A 16,492-nucleotide genomic window follows, 5' to 3' on the forward strand; every position below is an offset into this window, starting at 1 on the left:
CTGTATTTATTGCACTCATATTGTTAAAAATATTTTAAATTAATTGAATTTGAAATTATCTAATCCTTTTTATTCATCTTTACCTCTTTTGATTTTACAGATCACTGCTGCAATTAATAATCCACTGGCAATTAGTAACGCACTCAATGATTTATAGTCTGTATCATCACCTGTTTTTACAATAAGTTTTGCTTCATCTTTCATAACTACTTTTTGAACTTCTCCTGTATCAGAGATTGTAAATTCAACATCACTTGCAACATTGTAACCTGCAGGTGCTAAATCTTCATGAAGCACATAAGTTTTTGAAACAGTTAATCCCTCGATTCGATGTGGTTCTTTTCCAGAAGTCCATGATTCAACTACTTCACCTGTTTCCTTGTCTTTTAAGGTAAGTTTAGCTCCTTCAATTTCTTTTCCAGTTGTTGCATCTACTTTTGAAATATCTACCTTTGTGATTTCATCTTTCATTTTAACTTTAGTCACACTTCCATCTTCTTTTACTGTAAATGTTACATCACTTGCTGTTGCATATCCTAATGGTGCAAGATCTTCATGCAAGATATATTTTTTACCTGATACAAGACCTCTGATAATGTGAACATCTTTTGTTGATGTCCATTCTTCTACAAGATTTCCATCTTCATCTCTTAATGAAAGCTTTGCACTTTCAAGTTCTTTTTCATTAGTTGCATCAACTTTTGAAATTTCAGTTGCTGTCTTTTTATTAAGAACATCAAGTTCTTTTGAATAGATGATTTTATCTGTGTGATCATAGCTTAAGTCAATGTCATAGACCTTATTGTTTTTGACATATCCTTCTAATTCTTGTACTTCTTTCAATTCATATTTTCCAAGTGGTAGTCCTGAAATATGAATTTCACCTAATTCATTAGTCACATAATATCCGTTTTCTGAAATATCCATTGAAACAGCTTCACCTTTTTTATAAAGAAGTGTATTTCTTCCATCAAGTGAATAAATGTCTTCTTTTGCTGTTAATTGGAAAGTAACACCTGAAAGATCTTCTAATGTATCTCTGTCTCTTTTTTGTACATGGATTTCACCATGAGGTGCAATGTTCGTTACATTCTTTGTAATGACATATTCTTTAGTTGTTAGATCTTTTTGTTCAAGATTGATCTGATGTACTTTTTCTGAAAGCACATATCCTTCATTTGTTAAAGTTTCCTTTAATTCATATTTGCCCATGAATAACGAATCAATGACAAGTTTTCCATTGGCATCTGTTTTTCCTTTAGCAACAGTAGCTCCTTTTGCATAGCGTAAAGTACCATCAACTGCACTGTAGATATTTTCTTTGGCAGTTAATTCATATTCAACATCAGCTAGTGCTTCATTTGTAGCCTTGTCTGTCTTTGTTAAAATGATTTTTCCTTTTGGCTGTGCATTTTTAACTTTCACAGTTAGAATTGTATCTTCATCCTCATCCTTGTCATAATCTCTTGTATTTGTAATTGTGAATTTCACAGGTTGTTCTAGTTGCAAGAAGCCTTTAGGTGTTTCTACTTCTTCGATAGAATAATCTCCTGCATCTAACTGTAAAGGAAGTGTTACTGTTCCTTCTTCGCTGTCTTTTACTGTGACAACGTTTTTAGAATTGGTTGTAAATGTGTCATATTTCTTTCCGCCAACTTTTTGTACAACATAGTTTCCTTTGGAATCTTTGATTTTAAATGATGCACCATTTAATGTGACTTTCTTTCCTGATTCGGCATCTAATTTAATAATTTTAAGTTGTGACGTAAATGGTCGGTTATTCACATTGACACGTTTTACCTGTTCAACATCTTTATATTCACTGTAATCATCTGTTACTGAAATTGTGAAATCTGGTGCTGTAATATAATCCTTAGGTGTCTTTGTTTCTTTGACGATATATTTTCCATAAGGCAGATATGGTGTATTTGCTTTACCATTTGAATCAGTTGTGATGACTGCATAAGTTGTAGCATTGTCCCATCCGACATGGTTAACTTCACTGTACAATTTGAACGTGAACTCTGCTCCTTGTAATCCTTTTACAAGACCTGAAATACTGTCTTTTTCTCCTGACTTGAAAACTTGGATCTTTTGCATATTCACTCTGTTAGTACCTTTTGCACTTCTTGATACTTTTGAAACAGTTTGTCCTTCATAGTCAATAGACACATTGATCTTTGTATCATTAAAAACTAACGAATCATTTGTCTTTGATTCTTGAATATAATATTTACCCAATGGTAGATCATTCCATATAATCTTTCCATCAGCATCTGTTTTCTTGCTTGATACCAATGCACCTTTTTCATAATAAGTTTTAGTTCCAGCTTGATTAGTAATTTTTTCATTTGCATGTAGTTCAAAAGTTACACCTTCAGCAGTAGCATTACCTTTTAATCCATTTGTTTTTGAAGTATCGATTTCTTTTTGAAAAACAATATTACCTTTTGGTTCTTGATCAGTAACGCTTAGTACTGTTGTCTTATCTTTTTCTACTTTAACTGTAAATGTATCGGTATTTAAAAGGTATCCATGTGGTGCTTCCGTTTCTTTCACTTCGTAAGTACCAACCAGTAAGTCATTCACTTTGATCTTTCCATTTTTTACTACAGTATCTTCATTATATCCATCATATGAAACTGATTTGATATTGAATTTTGCACCATCAATAAGATCCTGATTTGTATTCTTTTTAGAAAGCTCTAAAGAACCAAAATCAAGCCATTCAATATTCAAATAAAGACGTGCATCATCAGGATCCATGTTCCATGTTCCTTGAGCTTGAGTTCCTGCACCTCCATCATGAATAGCAAGCGCTGTAAATCTTTCACAACCTCTACCGCAAACATTGTCACTCACAAAATTTGATGGTGAATTTTGACATGGTGCTGTGAAATAGAAGCTTTGTCCACCATAGACTTTTGCATTCCCACCTGTTTGTGTTGCAGAAGTTCCAGCAATGTGAATTGTTACATTTGAAGCTAATGGGATATTCACTTCAGCAGAAGAAGCAGCATTTAACTTCACAGTATTTGTAACTTGTTGCTTATTTGTCTTATCATAGCTTGCTTTAAACAATGCTCTGTTTCCTGATTTGTTGCCTTCCCAAGAAACACCATTACCTGGATCAGGTAATGAAATGATTCGACGATAGATGTTCATGATATTTGTACCATAATTACTTCCGAATGTTTGGTTGAACAAGTTTTCATCAAAACCTTTCCATTGTCCTGAATAAGCGCCACTTAAAAAGATATGTGTCAAAAGATATTTGATATCATCATTTGTAAGTGGATCATCTGGACAGATAGCTGTCTTTAGATCTGCATCCGCAGTAAATTCTCCATAAGCTGCTGGACCTCCAAAACCATAATAGAGAAGCTTTCTGACATTTTCATTATTATCAATTACCTGTGCTGGATACTTCCCACTGGCAGGCGTTTTCTTTTCTGCTTCCAAACAGAAAGCCCATTTTCCATCATATTTACATGAATATGTTGACCATGAAGCAATGGATGGAATCTTTCTGCCCCACCACTCTGGATACTTGATATTTTTCACTCTTGTAAATTCTTTAGGAACAGATGGATCATAAGCATTTACAACACTCATTCCAAGTGTATTGAAACACATTGAAAATACCATTCCTACTGCTAAAAAAATCTTATATAGTTTAGAAAGTTTATTTTTCATTTTACTTTTTCTCCTGTTATTTATTGTTTACAATGCAAGTTTTAAACATTGCCCTACTTCTTTTGTTTATTAAATGCAAAAAGGACAATCTTTCGATTGTCCTATGGCTTGAATACCCATTTATTTAAATACATATATTCCTCCAACAAAAAAAGACAGATCATATCGACCTGCCTGCTTATAATATCAAATGGATAAAGAATGAGAGATTTTTATAAAAATTGTTGGTAATATTTTGAATTTTCAGTAATTATTTATGATAAACTATTTACTTATTCTTTATCCGCATTCAATTCTATCATGTTTCTACATAGTTTGATAATGATTTACTTATAAATCCAATTTTCATTTGTACCATAACGATAATGCGAAGCACCACATACTTCTTCATTACCTGCACAATGTCCTTCATCTAATAATTGGTTAATTAAAATCTTTACTGAGTAATCGTTACTATTATAGTAAGACTCGTAATCTTTATAATCTATTGAATGTGTCAATTCTTTTCCGCAATCACATTTAACCCAATATGTCACTCTTAAAATCTTTGTTTGTTCTTCCTTTTGAGGTTGTTGTGCATTAGTAGTATTTCCACTTGATGCTGGCTGACTTGGTGTTACAGAAGAAGGCTGATTGCTTTCAACAGGTTGTACTGGTGTTTGTTTTGTTTCAACTTTCTTTTTTGTTTTATTTTCATTAGTATTTTGATTACTCGTTTTCTCTTGAGTTTGCACATCACTTTTTACAGATTCTTGATCTTCCTGAATCGTATTTTCTTCTGCTGTTTGTTTGGATGTATCATTTACACTTTTATCACTTTCATTGGTTTCATCTTTGGATACATCTTTTTTCTTTGATTTCTTTTTTGATACCTCTTTTTGTGAAATAATTACTTCTTTTTTGTTTTCTACATGGTTGTTCATTGGTAGTGCATTACAAACAACCAACAATGTAGATAACGCTAAAACTATAATATTGCTTTTTTTCATATATTCTCATCTCCTCTACTCATTATCATCATTAAATTTGTACAAAGTCTATACTTGTATTTATTGCTTATCAGAGCTACTATTACCTTTATTGATTTGGAAAAAGCACATTGTAGCAATTCCTATAAATGCACCAATTTGCATTGAAACAATAGATATGATTATTTCTTTCATTGTACCACCTTCTTTCGTAAAAAAAAGATAGTAAATCTTTTGATCTACTATCTTATCATTCATATTCGCTTTTAAAATCATTACACTATTTCAATCCAACATAAATAATCGGCAATCTTCACTTTCATCCCATCCAAGATATGTACTCTTTGTATTGGACTTACTAATGATTCTAGTGTTCTCCAAAATACTTTTTCACTTAATTCCTTATTGTTAATATAAAATTTCATTTGGTTTCCTGCTTTCTTTTAATGACATCCATTTTACCTCATCTCTGAAGTAAAAAATAGCGATTTTTAGGTAGTGACACCCTTTTATATGGGTGACATCCACGTAAATCGCTATTTTTTGATTTTTTAAAATATCTTAAAAAACGTTGATTTCATCGGTATTTTTTCGATGACATCCATTTTAACTCTTAATTTTGGTGGAGATGAGGGGAATCGAACCCCTGTCCAAAAGCAATTCCTCCAAAGCGTCTACAGTTTAGTCCATTGAATAGTTTAACTTGGCTACAATCAACGAACAATTTTACACCAAGCGATTCTTTAAATTTTCGTGGTTAAAGTCAAGACTCCTTCAACCCTTATCCTAAAAGTTATAATACTAACAAAAAGCTATAGGCTCACTCAATGTTAGCAGCTTTCATGTCTATGTCGACTAAGCGAAAGCGTAATTAGTTTGTCTGTTTCCAGTTATTTTTTGTTTGAGTTTAACGTACTCCAACGACTGCAGCTAAGGTCAAACATACCCCTGTCGAATCCAAGACATCCCCAAATTAGTAATAATTTTTAAGCGATTTTTCGATATCTTTTTTTGCCGCTTTTTCTTTTAAATCATTACGCTTATCATAAAGTTTCTTTCCTTTAGCAAGCGCAATTTCTAATTTAGCTTTAGAACCACTAAAATACATTTTAGTAGGTACAACGGTTAAGCCACCTTCTTTTAACTTATTAGTTATTTTAAGGATTTCTTTTTTATGAAGCAAGAGTTTTCTTGTTCTTCTTGCTTCATGATTAAAGATGTTTCCATGATCGTAAGGAGCGATATGCATGTTTTCTACATAAACCTCATCATTTTTAATTCTGACAAAAGAATCTTTTAAATTAACATTTCCTAAACGCACAGATTTAATTTCAGTTCCTTTTAATTCAATACCTGCTTCATAAGTATCTAACAAGAAATAATCATGATGTGCTTTTTTATTTTGAGAAATAATCTTCATACATATCACCACCTTTATCTATCTTCTTTTTCTTTTAAACTTTTGTTTTGGCTTTTTATCTCGTCGCTTATTTATTATAACAGTTTTTTTCTTCTTTTTGTTAGATTTCATACCAACAATTTGAAAATCTATCGTTTTTTCTCTTTTTGAAGCAGCTGAAACCTTAATTTTGACTTTATCTGACATCTTAAAACGTCTTCCTGTACGTTTTCCAATTAATTGTAAATTCACATCATCAAAATAATAGAAATCATCTACAAGATCTTCCATACGAATTAATCCTTCAATCGTATTTGGAAGTTCAACAAACATACCAAAATTAGTAATAGAAGAAACAATTCCTTCAAAAGTTTCACCAATATGGTCTTCCATATATTCAGCCATTTTCATATCATCAACTTCACGTTCAATATCAATTGCTTTTCTTTCAAGTGAAGAAGCTTGATCAGCAACATTTTGCATAATAGAAGCAAAATGGAAAAGAGTTTCTTGATCTAATTTCTTTTTAAATAAATACGTACGAATTAAACGATGAACCATTAAATCAGGATAACGTCTAATTGGTGATGTAAAATGTGTATAATATTCATCTGCTAAACCAAAATGTCCTAAACATTGTTCATCATATCTTGCCTTTGCCATGCAACGAAGAAGTAATGTAGAAATAATCACATGTTCATCTGTTCCTTTACTTGCTTCAACGATTTTACTTAATTCTTTAGAACGAATATCTTCTAATGAACCTTTTATTGTATAACCTAGAGTTCTAGAAATTGTAGAGAATTTTCTTAATTTATCTACCTTAGGATTTTCATGAACACGATAGATAAATGGTAAATCAAGCCATTTAAAATGTTTTGCAACTGTTTCATTGGCAACTAACATAAATGATTCAATGATACGGTCACTTTCTCCACGTTGTCTTAAAACAACATCTATTGGTTTACCTTTTTCATCAACTAATACTTTAGCTTCATTTGTATCAAAATCGATTGCTCCACGATCTTCTCTTGTTTTTTGTAAAATTTCAGCAAGTTCTTTCATTAAGAAAAATAAATCACATACATGGCTATACTCTTCTTGTAGTTTTTTATCCCCTGCAAGTATTTTATTAACATTATTATAAGTCATTCTTTCAGTTGAATTAATAACTGATTCAACGATATCATGATCAATGACTTCCCCTTGAGGGGTAATTTCCATAAAACATGAAATTGCAAAACGATCCACATGAGGATTGAGTGAACAAATTCCATTAGATAATTTATGAGGAAGCATTGGAATAACACGATCCACTAAATAAATAGAAGTTCCTCTTGCAAGTGCTTCTTTATCTAATTCAGATCCTTCTTCTACATAATAAGAAACATCAGCAATATGTACCCCTAAATAATAATTTCCATTCTTTAATCTTCTTAAAGAAATTGCATCATCTAAGTCCTTGGCATCATCACCATCAATCGTAACAATCGTTTCATTTCTTAAATCAGTTCTTGTTTTAGCTTCTTCTTGATCAATTTCATTTTCAATTGATTCGATTTGTTCATAAACTTCTTTAGGAAATTCAACATGTGCTTCATGTTGAGAAACAACAGATAAAATATCAACCCCTGGATCTCCTACATGTCCTAAAATTTCTACGACATTTCCTTTTAAATAAGGTTTATACGTTTTAATTTCAACAACAACTTTATGTCCAGCTACTGCACCATGACTATGTGCATGATCTATATAAATAGGTTGTGTAAACTTTTGATCATCCGCATCAAAGATAAGTTCTCTTTTAGCATTTTTCAACAGCCCAACAAGTCTTGTTTGTCCTCTTTCAATAACTTTAACAATTCTACCTTCTTGACGCGATCCTGTTTGATGCTTTTTAAGTTCAACCATGACTGTATCCATATTAAAAGCATCTTTTAAATCTCTTGAAGAAATAAAAATATCATCACTTTCTTCATCAATAATGACAAAACCAAAACTTCTTTTATTAATATGTAAAACACCTAAAATATAATTAGAATTTTCTATTAATAAATATTCATTTTTATCATTTCTTACAATTTTACCCTCATCTTCTAATTGATTTAAAGCTTTAAGCAAAACTGTAAAACCTTCACTATTATTTAGATCTAATACATGTTGTAATTCATGAATTGATCTTTCTTTATCTTTTAATATATTCAAAATTCTTTCTTTCATCTTCTCACCTCCAAAAAAAATAGGACGCCTTGCGTCCTATTATTCATTAATTCATACGTAGTAGAATTGCGATCACGAAGAAGGCAATACTCAAAATCATCGTCATTCTAGACATTACTAAATCAACACCACGTTCTTTTTGTTCAGCAAAAAGATTTGAACTTTGACCAGTTAATGCATTAACAATATCATCTGATTTTCCACTTTGTAATAAACATAATATAATAAGAGCAACGGAAATAATAACCATAGCAACCTTTAAAATTGTTTCAAACATATTTTTAACCTCCTTCGATTAATTTAATACATTGCATAGCAAATATTATCATAAAAAGCTCATAAACACAACATAATTTTAAAATAACTTATGCATTATCTAACCCACAAACATAGTAACGATCTTCTACCCTTACAACCGTTACATTAACTGTCGAATTTAAGCCTTCAATTTCTTCATTAAACGTTAATGAAATCAAAATATTATAATAATCATTATCCTCTAATCCAGCAATTGTTACCTTTGAAGGTGAATAAGATATAATATTATATTTTAAAACCTCTAATTCTGGATATTGATTTTTATAACTATAAAATGATGTTTGTGCATATTGACTAAAGTTTTCCACCATTTCAGAATACATATAATCAACACCACCTATTTCATTTTTTTTCTTATCTACAAAAGTATAATAATCACACACAAAATAAGCAGCCACTAATTGACATTCATCTTCTTCATCTTTATTTTTATAACTTGTATCTAGTCTTGCATAAATATTATTTAATAGTTCGCTATCTCCAGATTTAGTGTATGGAGATTGTACTGTTTCAGTTTTTATTGGTAAAGGCGTATCTTTAGATGTCATAAAATAACCAACACCTACAATCACAAGTAAAAAACATAGCGCAATAATTAAATGATCTCTCATGGCTTTTTGAGGAGATCTTCTTTTACGATAACGATCTAAAAATTTAATTTTTGGTAATTTATCAGAATCAATAAAAATATTTACAATTGTTAAAATTGGTTTATATTTTCTAGAAATCATATCTGTTACTTCTACAAATATTTCAAACATAATCATTAAAGCAATAAATAAAATTGTTCCTGCAGTTGGATTATAATAATATAAATAAGATGAAAGCGAAAATAAGAAAGTGACTAAATAAAGCACTAAAACACTTTTTCTTTGTCCTAATTTTAATTTAAACATCAAATTATGATGTAAATGTCCTCGATCCGCTTCACTAAATTTTTTATGATGTATTTTTCTTCTTAAAATTGCTATTAAAGTATCCATGATTGGAACCATTAAAACAATAATTGGTGCTCCTAAAGTAAAAAAAGTAGAAGCATTGTATCCAAATCCTAATAAAGAAATAACTGAAATCATGAAACCTATATATAAAGCTCCACAATCCCCCATAAAAATTTTTGCTGGATGAAAATTAAAAAACAAAAAGCCCATAATACTTCCAGCAAGAATGAGTGATAAAGAAGCAATGTCACTTCTTCCAGATAATAAAGAAGTCATTGAGATAGTAACAAGGACAATAATTGAAATACCTGCAGATAACCCATCTAACCCATCAATTAAATTAATCGCATTAGTAATTCCTACAATCCAAAATAAAGTAACAATCCCTGAAAGAAATGTCATCGCATCACTTGGGAAATATCCAAATCCTTTTATATAGATTTCTCCATAAACAATGACAATCAACGCCGCAATGACTTCAAAAATTAATTTTACTTTAGGGGATAAATCATGACTATCATCATAAAGCCCTACCATAAAAATTATAAATCCTGCAACCATAATAGCATTTATTTGATGATCTGCTTTCAAAAATAAGGCTGATCCTATAAGTGAACTTAAATAAATGGCATAGCCACCAATACGTGCTATTTCATGTTTATGAACTGTTCTTTTATTCATATGTGCAACAATTCCTAATTGATTTCCAGCTTTAATTACAAGTGGAATCATTAAAGCTGAAATGATTGTTGTTACAACAAATGAAAGAATGACCGTCAGTGACATTTTGCCACCTCCTTTATGCCTATATTATTCATTATTTTTTAGTAAATTTCAACTTTTAAATAGCTCTATGACTTGTATTCTGACAAAAACTTGTCTATACTAGTATATAAGGAGGAATATGTTTATGCATAGTTTAGGAATCTCTGTTTATCCAGATAAAAGTGATATTAAAGAAGTCTATGATTATATGGAAACTGCTGCTAAATTAGGTTTTACTAGAATCTTTACTTGTTTTTTATCTATTCCAGATGATAAAAGAGAAAGTTATTTAAAAGAATTTAAAGGATTCATGGATAAAGCTCATGAATTAGGATTTGTTGTTGCTGCTGATACAAATCCAGAAGTATTTAAATTAATTGGAGCTACTCCAAATAATTTAAAACCATTTGCAGATTTAGGATTAGATATTATTCGTTTGGATGGTAACTTTGGTACTCAAGGAGATATCGCTGTTACTAGAAATCCTTATGGTATTAAAATCGAATTCAATGCTAGTATGGATGCTGGTGTTGATTTATTAATTAAAAACGGTGGAAATAAAGATCAAATTATTATGTGTCATAACTTTTTCCCAGAAAGATATACAGGATTAGATTTTGATTTATTCCAACAATTTAATAAACAATGGAAAGCATTAAATCTTCATACAGCTGCCTTTGTTTCAAGTCACAATGATCCAACAATTGGTCCTTGGGAAGTTTTCTGTGGTTTACCTACAGTTGAAATTATGAGACCACTACCTATTGAAGTACAAGCAAGATATTTATTAGCCACTGGTGATGTTGATGATATTATCGTTGGTAACTATCCAGCAAGTACAAAAGAATTAGAAGCATTATCAAAAATCAACTTCCAAGCTTTAGAATTACGTGTTGATGAAGTAACAGAAATTACTGATAATGAAAAATACATCATGTATGAATTTGCTCCACACTGGGATCGATACGATCATTCATCATTTATGTTAAGATCAAGTTTCCCAAGACTTCAATTCAAAAACCAAGCAACTGTTCAAGATTCAGGATTTGGTGATAAAAAAGAAGCTAAAGAAGACAAATCTATTCCACATCATGACTGTGGTAAAAAAGTATTTACGCGTGGTGATATCTTAGTGGTTAACGATAACTTAGCTCATTATCGTGGTGAATTAGAAGTTGTTTTAACTGAAATCCCAAATGATGGTGAAAGAAACTTAATTGGTAAAGTAAAAGATGAAGATTTAGGTTTATTAGATTTCATTAAACCAGGTCAACATTTCAAATTTATTAAATAATTTAAATGAGGTTCAAAACGAACCTCATTTTTAATCTATTGTTTTTAAATATTCTTCTAAACCATTTTCATCTACATGACCAATCACTTCATCAGCCACATCTTTTAACTCTTTAACAGCATTTTTCATAGCAATCCCATGACCTGCATATTTAATCATTTCTAAGTCATTCAATCCATCTCCAAAAGCATAACTATGCTCTTTATCAATATTTAAATGTTCTAATACCTTTTGTACACCTGTAGCCTTTGATGTATCTAATGCACATATTTCAAATGAATTAGCTGTTCCATGATGATCAAAATAAAATTTATCAGCAATATATTCTATAATTTTATCATGATCTTTTTTAGCACTAATTTCTATTTTTAAAGTACGATGCATTACTTCTTCTTTATCAAAAGAAATGATTAACTTTTCATGACGAATATCACATACTTTAAAAAATTCTATAAAATCTTTATAAGAAGGATCAATATAACAATCTGTTGCTGTTTCAAAATCGTATTCACAATCAACGCTTTCTAACAAATTCATTAAATCATTCACTTTTTCATAAGGAATTCTATTTTCATAGATGATTTCATGATTAAGCTCTACATGTGCCCCATTACATAATACAAAACCATTAAACCCAGCCTCAATGATTTGATTTGAAATAAAGGCTAAAGGTCTACCTGAGGCAACAAATAAATAATGTCCAGCCTCTTTCAATCTTTTAAGTTCTCTTTTTACTCCTTCAGGTATTTTTAATTCACTATTCAATAATGTCCCGTCTATATCAAAAAATAATACTTTCTTCATACTTTCACCTCAATGAAATTGTATCATGATTCTATTATAATATTATTTAATTTCTAGATAAGAAAAAAACTGTCAATCAGACAGTTTTATTTCATATAATGTAAGTTTTCTAACATAACTCCACATCCATTAGCAACACAATTTAATGCATCATCTGCTACGAATACAGGAACATTTAATTCAGATTCTAATAATCTATCTAAACCAGTTAATAAAGCTCCTCCACCAGTTAAGAAAATACCACGTGATACGATATCAGCAGCTAATTCTGGTGGTGTTTGTTCAAGAACATGTTTAGTTTCTTTAACAATTGTTGCACAAGTTTCTCTAAGTGCTAATTCAGTTTCGTTTGATGTAATAGTAATTGTATGTGGTAATCCAGTTACTAAGTCTCTACCACGTACTTCAAATGTTTTATCAGATGATCCTTTTACAGCAGAACCAATTTCTAATTTAATTTGTTCAGCAGTACGATCTCCAATTAATAATTTATATTTATCTTTAACAAATTTAATAATGTCCGCATCCATGACGTCACCAGCAATTTTTAAAGATGAACTTGTTACAATATCACCTAAAGATAATACAGCAATATCAGTAGTTCCTCCACCGATATCAATAACCATATTACCTGTTGGTTTATTAATTTCAAGACCAGCTCCAATTGCTGCTACTTTTGGTTCTTCTTCGATAAATACCTTTTTAGCTCCACATCTTTCAGCAACATCTCTAATTGCTGATTTTTCAATTGAAGTGATGTTAGATGGACAACAAATCAAGATTGTTGGTCTAGCAAAAATTCCTTTTAAATTTAATTTATTAATAAAATGAGTTAATAAGATTTCAGTAATTCTAAAATCTGCAATAACTCCATCTTTTAATGGTCTAATTGCTTGAACCCTACCAGGAGTTTTACCTAACATATCTTTTGCCTCTTGTCCTACAGCTAATGGCTTTTTAGTTTCTTCATCTATTGACACTACTGAAGGTTCATTGACTACAATACCTTCACCTTTGACATAAATTAATATATTTGCAGTACCTAAATCGATACCAATTTCTTTTGATAATGCCATTATTTCTCCTCCTTGTATGTTTTTTCCTCAATATTGTATCACGATTTTATTGAATTACAAGGCAAAAAAACAAAAGACACTAATTTTTTTATAAATATAAATTTATCATGATGTTGTCTTAATTTTTTCAATTTTTTGATTAAAATATTTATCAGGATTTACAGTTTTATCATCAATTGAAACAATAAAATGTAAATGTTTTTTTAATGTTGATTGATAAACATTATTTCCTGCTTTTCCAATAACATCTCCTTGTTTCACTTGATCTCCTTTTTCAACTTTAATATCATCTAAAGATTGATAAATGGTTTGAATACCTTTTTGATGTTCAATCGTAACAATCCACCCTAATAAAGAATCATTTTCTTTTCTAATAACAGTCCCACTTGCACTCGCATAAACATCAAAGCTTTCATTATCCTTTGTATAATCAATCCCATCATTAGGACGATAGACTCCTTCAAAATAAACAAGTGCTTCTTCTAATTTTTTATCATCTAAAGACGTATCATAAAAACCCTTACTTACTTTAACATCATCATTGACTGGTTTTTTTAAGACTTCACTTCCTTGATTTTTATTTTCATCTTTTGTTTCTACCGAAACTACTGGTACATCTTCGAATGGTTTTAAATTCTTAACAATTTCCTGAATAACACCGACACCTATTAAAAATAATAAAAGTGAAGTCATAAAAATAAATGTTTTTTTATTCCTCTTCAATAATCCTTTCATGCTTTTCACCTCTTAAGAAGTGTAACCATAAAATCATTCTTTATTCTTTGAAATCTCTACTCCTTGATAATAGTGTTTTAAAATAGCTTGATAATTATATCCTTCCTTTGCCATTCCTTGTGCACCGTATTGAGACAACCCAACTCCATGTCCACATCCTTTAGTCACAAAAATATAAGAATTTCCTTCTTTAACTATTTCAAAATCACTTGAAGACAATTGTAGTTTTTCTCTTACTTCCCTACCACTATATTGTTTTTGATTAATAAGAATAGATTTAACTCTCCCACTAGGATAGCGTTCTAAAAAACGATATTGAAACGAACCTCCAAAAAATGAATTAAGCTGTGCTTTAGTATATTTTACTTTTTTTATAAACTGAGGATCATATTCTTGATCCCAATGTGAATCTATAGAAACCAAATACGGTTGACTTGAACCTTTAAAATAGTTTTCTACATTTTCGCTTTTTCCATTACTACTTGAATAAAAAAGAGCTGAAATACACTTTCCTTGGTAAGTTAAGATTTCCCCCTTAGTTTCTAAAATAGCTTTTTGAACTTTCTCTTTATATTCTTCATAATGATCACTCCATGAAACCTTCATCTTTTCATCATCTAGATAAACTTGTGTATTGGTTGTATTATCTACACTTAATAAACGTGAATAAACAAAAGTTCGACTTGCGACAACTTGTGCTTTAATTGCTTCAAGTTCAAAACTTGCCGGCATTTCTCCAGCAACGACCCCTAATAAATAGTCATCTAAAAGAATTTTTTGTGTATTATCTCCAACTTTTACACTTACATAAACATCTTCATTTTCTTTTCCTTTATATAAAGAATCTTTCTCTTTGGTTGGTTGATACAACAAAATAATCGCTAATAAAATAAATAGAACAAGTAATAATTTAAAAAAAATAGTTTTCATATTTTAATATATGAAAACTTAAATTAAAAATGTATTGTTACAAAATCTAAAATAAAAGATGCAAATAAATAACCTAAAGATACAGAAGCGACAAGATATAAACAATAGAATTGTTTTAATTTCCCCTTAAGAATATATTTTTCATAATGAAAACAACTTAACCCATACATTGAAGATAAAATAGAAAACAAATAAACAATTAACTTTAATATCTGATATGACATATATTTCTCCTCATATAACCCATTAATCTGCATATAATAAACAGGGTGATCATTTTGACAAATAAAACTTTACAATATCTTATCTATAATCGACTCTATTCAGCAAGTATGTATGAACTTCTTGCAACCCAAGCTCCTACAAAAATATTACAAATTCAGATGAAACTTTACCAAGAAGAAACACTTAATAATGTTTCTTATCTTGATCGTTATTATCAAGAATTAAACACATCAAGTTATCATCCAATTGTAAAAGAGCCTGTTAATCAAGGAAGTTTTAAAAAAAATATATATTGGATGTTAGAATATGAAGGATCAAGCACGAAAATATTTTGCAGTGAAAGTTTTAACGCGAATAACGACGAACAAATAAAAAACCTAACCTCCTATATTTCTTCTATAATTGATCAAAGAAACACAAAACTAACAAATATATATTTGAATATACTTGATGAAGAAATCGCAAATAAATAAAAAACATCACCGAAGTGATGTGATTTACAAATGGTGACTCGTACGGGATTCGAACCCGTGAATGCATGCGTGAAAGGCATGTGAGTTAACCGTTTCTCCAACGAGCCACATGGCGCTTGAAGTAGGACTCGAACCTACGACCGATCGGTTAACAGCCGATTGCTCTACCAACTGAGCTATTCAAGCCTATTCAATTAAATGGAGCGGGTGATGGGAATCGAACCCACGTAGTCAGCTTGGAAGGCTGAAGTTCTACCATTGAACTACACCCGCATTACTTAATGCTTGTTAATAATAACACATTAATCAAGTAATTGCAAGAACTTTTTTTAATTTTTTTGTTTTTTTAATGGAGCGGGTGATGGGAATCGAACCCACGTAGTCAGCTTGGAAGGCTGAAGTTCTACCATTGAACTACACCCGCATTGAATGGTGCCCAGGGCCGGAGTCGAACCGGCACGGATTTTAAGGTCCGCAGGATTTTAAGTCCTGTGCGTCTACCAATTTCGCCACCTGGGCTTATTCAGTTAAATGGTGACCCGCAGGCGACTCGAACGCCTGACCCTCTGATTAAAAGTCAGATGCTCTACCAACTGAGCTAGCGGGTCATACCTTATGGCTGGGGTAGCTGGATTCGAACCAGCGCAA

At 30.7% G+C, this 16,492-nt stretch carries 13 protein-coding genes, 6 tRNA genes and 1 other RNA gene; 2 read left to right on the forward strand and 18 right to left on the reverse strand.

What is annotated here, in order from left to right; all coding sequences use genetic code 11:
* Positions 1-69: 69 nt before the first annotated feature.
* The 7 genes from C7U54_RS08370 to C7U54_RS08405 all read right to left on the reverse strand — a co-directional run bounded on the left by C7U54_RS08370 (position 70) and on the right by C7U54_RS08405 (position 10,328).
* Positions 70-3,696 (reverse strand): SpaA isopeptide-forming pilin-related protein, encoded by a 3,627-nt coding sequence (locus tag C7U54_RS08370; protein ID WP_107029980.1) that lies wholly within the window; start codon positions 3,694-3,696, stop codon positions 70-72.
* A 326-nt stretch (positions 3,697-4,022) separates the two neighbouring features.
* Positions 4,023-4,685, reverse strand: a complete 663-nt coding sequence (locus C7U54_RS08375; RefSeq protein ID WP_107029981.1) for a hypothetical protein — start codon at positions 4,683-4,685, stop codon at positions 4,023-4,025.
* A gap of 599 nt (positions 4,686-5,284) precedes the next feature.
* Positions 5,285-5,634: a transfer-messenger RNA gene (ssrA, locus tag C7U54_RS08385) on the reverse strand.
* 3 nt (positions 5,635-5,637) lie between these two features.
* Positions 5,638-6,084 carry an SsrA-binding protein SmpB gene (gene smpB / locus C7U54_RS08390; RefSeq protein WP_107029983.1) on the reverse strand — a complete coding sequence of 149 codons (447 nt, stop codon included), beginning with the start codon at positions 6,082-6,084 and terminating at the stop codon, positions 5,638-5,640.
* A gap of 18 nt (positions 6,085-6,102) precedes the next feature.
* Positions 6,103-8,283, reverse strand: coding sequence for a ribonuclease R (rnr, locus tag C7U54_RS08395; protein ID WP_107029984.1), 2,181 nt, complete (start codon positions 8,281-8,283; stop codon positions 6,103-6,105).
* A gap of 46 nt (positions 8,284-8,329) precedes the next feature.
* Complete coding sequence (secG, locus tag C7U54_RS08400; protein WP_022001041.1) at positions 8,330-8,560, reverse strand: preprotein translocase subunit SecG; 231 nt, start codon at positions 8,558-8,560, stop codon at positions 8,330-8,332.
* A gap of 88 nt (positions 8,561-8,648) precedes the next feature.
* The gene (locus tag C7U54_RS08405) at positions 8,649-10,328 is read right to left on the reverse strand and encodes an MraY family glycosyltransferase (RefSeq protein WP_107029985.1); all 1,680 of its coding nucleotides are present in this window, start codon (positions 10,326-10,328) and stop codon (positions 8,649-8,651) included.
* Positions 10,329-10,452: 124 nt separating this feature from the next.
* Here C7U54_RS08405 and C7U54_RS08410 point away from each other — a divergent pair, with 124 nt between their 5' ends.
* The gene (locus tag C7U54_RS08410; protein WP_022001043.1) at positions 10,453-11,601 is read left to right on the forward strand and encodes a DUF871 domain-containing protein; all 1,149 of its coding nucleotides are present in this window, start codon (positions 10,453-10,455) and stop codon (positions 11,599-11,601) included.
* 30 nt (positions 11,602-11,631) lie between these two features.
* On the opposite strand, the gene C7U54_RS08415 is transcribed toward C7U54_RS08410, so the two are convergent.
* The 5 genes from C7U54_RS08415 to C7U54_RS08435 all read right to left on the reverse strand — a co-directional run bounded on the left by C7U54_RS08415 (position 11,632) and on the right by C7U54_RS08435 (position 15,370).
* Positions 11,632-12,405 carry a Cof-type HAD-IIB family hydrolase gene (locus C7U54_RS08415; protein ID WP_022001044.1) on the reverse strand — a complete coding sequence of 258 codons (774 nt, stop codon included), beginning with the start codon at positions 12,403-12,405 and terminating at the stop codon, positions 11,632-11,634.
* Between the two features lie 86 nt (positions 12,406-12,491).
* Complete coding sequence (gene mreB, locus C7U54_RS08420; protein ID WP_022001045.1) at positions 12,492-13,481, reverse strand: rod shape-determining protein; 990 nt, start codon at positions 13,479-13,481, stop codon at positions 12,492-12,494.
* Between the two features lie 105 nt (positions 13,482-13,586).
* Positions 13,587-14,216: a M23 family metallopeptidase gene (locus C7U54_RS08425; RefSeq protein WP_107029986.1), complete on the reverse strand. Its 630-nt coding sequence runs from the start codon at positions 14,214-14,216 to the stop codon at positions 13,587-13,589.
* A 33-nt stretch (positions 14,217-14,249) separates the two neighbouring features.
* Positions 14,250-15,146 (reverse strand): stage II sporulation protein D, encoded by an 897-nt coding sequence (spoIID, locus tag C7U54_RS08430; protein WP_107029987.1) that lies wholly within the window; start codon positions 15,144-15,146, stop codon positions 14,250-14,252.
* A gap of 23 nt (positions 15,147-15,169) precedes the next feature.
* Positions 15,170-15,370 carry a DUF1146 domain-containing protein gene (locus C7U54_RS08435; RefSeq protein ID WP_032089671.1) on the reverse strand — a complete coding sequence of 67 codons (201 nt, stop codon included), beginning with the start codon at positions 15,368-15,370 and terminating at the stop codon, positions 15,170-15,172.
* 54 nt (positions 15,371-15,424) lie between these two features.
* On the opposite strand from C7U54_RS08435, the gene C7U54_RS08440 reads away from it, so the two are divergent.
* Positions 15,425-15,844, forward strand: coding sequence for a hypothetical protein (locus tag C7U54_RS08440; RefSeq protein WP_107029988.1), 420 nt, complete (start codon positions 15,425-15,427; stop codon positions 15,842-15,844).
* A gap of 31 nt (positions 15,845-15,875) precedes the next feature.
* Here C7U54_RS08440 and C7U54_RS08445 read toward each other — a convergent pair.
* The 6 genes from C7U54_RS08445 to C7U54_RS08470 form a co-directional block, all read right to left on the reverse strand.
* Positions 15,876-15,951 (reverse strand) — tRNA-Glu (locus tag C7U54_RS08445).
* 3 nt (positions 15,952-15,954) lie between these two features.
* Positions 15,955-16,030 (reverse strand) — tRNA-Asn (locus C7U54_RS08450).
* A gap of 13 nt (positions 16,031-16,043) precedes the next feature.
* Positions 16,044-16,117, reverse strand: a tRNA-Gly gene (locus tag C7U54_RS08455).
* A gap of 77 nt (positions 16,118-16,194) precedes the next feature.
* Positions 16,195-16,268, reverse strand: a tRNA-Gly gene (locus C7U54_RS08460).
* Between the two features lie 6 nt (positions 16,269-16,274).
* A tRNA-Leu gene (locus tag C7U54_RS08465) sits at positions 16,275-16,363 on the reverse strand.
* Between the two features lie 13 nt (positions 16,364-16,376).
* A tRNA-Lys gene (locus C7U54_RS08470) sits at positions 16,377-16,452 on the reverse strand.
* Positions 16,453-16,492 lie beyond the last annotated feature (40 nt).

The organism is Faecalibacillus intestinalis, from assembly GCF_003024685.1.
In the GTDB taxonomy this organism is placed as follows: Bacteria; Bacillota_I; Bacilli_A; order Erysipelotrichales; family Coprobacillaceae; genus Faecalibacillus; species Faecalibacillus intestinalis.